At 76.6% G+C, this 1,009-nt stretch carries 1 pseudogene; it reads right to left on the bottom strand.

The features are described from left to right. A pseudogene (locus AWC08_RS36730) lies at positions 1-1,009 on the bottom strand (PE-PGRS family protein); the annotation flags it as partial.

Raw genomic sequence — 1,009 nt, 5'->3', positions numbered from 1 at the left:
TGCCGACCCCGCCCTGACCGCCTTGGGCCGCCACGTTCGCGGTGGCGTTGTTGATCGTCACGGAACCGCCGGAACCGCCGGCGCCGCCTGCGCCACCGGAGATGCTCTGGCCGCCGGCGCCGCCGATGCCGGCGGTGACCACACCCGTCCCAGAGGTTATGACGGCGCCGGCTGCGCCGCCGGCACCGCCGTCCCCGGAGGTGCCGTCACCCCCGGCGGCGCCGGCGCCGCTGGTAACCGATCCCGTGGCCGCGTTCGACGCGTCGCCGCCGATACCGCCCTTGCCGCCGGTGGTGCCGTCGCCACCGGCTCCGCCGGCTCCGCCGGTCGCGCTGCCCGTCGAGGGTGCGCCGAAGACATCCCCGCGCCCACCGGCACCGCCAGCGCCGCCGGCACCGGTGGTGTCGCCACCACCGCCAGCCCCGCCGATCCCGCCGATCGCCTTCCCACTCGCTCCGAAGCCGACCGAGCCTATGCTGGCGTTGCCTCCGGTTCCCCCGGCCGCGCCGCCGCCCGCACCACTGCCGCCGTCGCCACCGGCGCCGGCTATCGCGTTCCCGGAACCCCCGAGGATCGTGGCGTTCCCCCCGTTTCCGCCCGCGTCACCGACCGCGCCGTCGCCGCCGGCGCCGCCGTTGCCGCCGGTGGCGTTGCCCGTAGCTGTGGTGCCGGAGATGGAGGCGCTACCGCCTTGTCCGCCGCGGCCTCCCTTGCCGGTGCCGCCGGTGCCGCCGGTGCCGCCATGACCGGCCGTCGCGGACCCCTTCCCGCTGGTCGAGGCGGAGCCGCCGGTACCGCCGCCCCCACCATCGGTGGCACCCGCTCCGCCGTCACCGGCATTTCCGGCCACTGCGTGAGCTGTCGATGCGCTATTCGATATCGTCGCAACCCCACCTCCCCCACCAACGCCGCCGTTTCCGGTGCTGCCGTTGCCGGCCGACCCCCCGGTGCCGCCGGTGGCGCTTCCGGTGCCAAGAGCCGTCGCCGTGCCGCCGGTACCGCCATTGCC

Origin of the sequence: Mycobacterium gordonae (genome assembly GCF_002101675.1) — a bacterium.
In the GTDB taxonomy this organism is placed as follows: Bacteria; Actinomycetota; Actinomycetes; order Mycobacteriales; family Mycobacteriaceae; genus Mycobacterium; species Mycobacterium gordonae.
The sequence above is the reverse complement of the archived record's forward strand: the minus strand, read 5'-3'. Positions and strand labels throughout refer to the sequence as shown.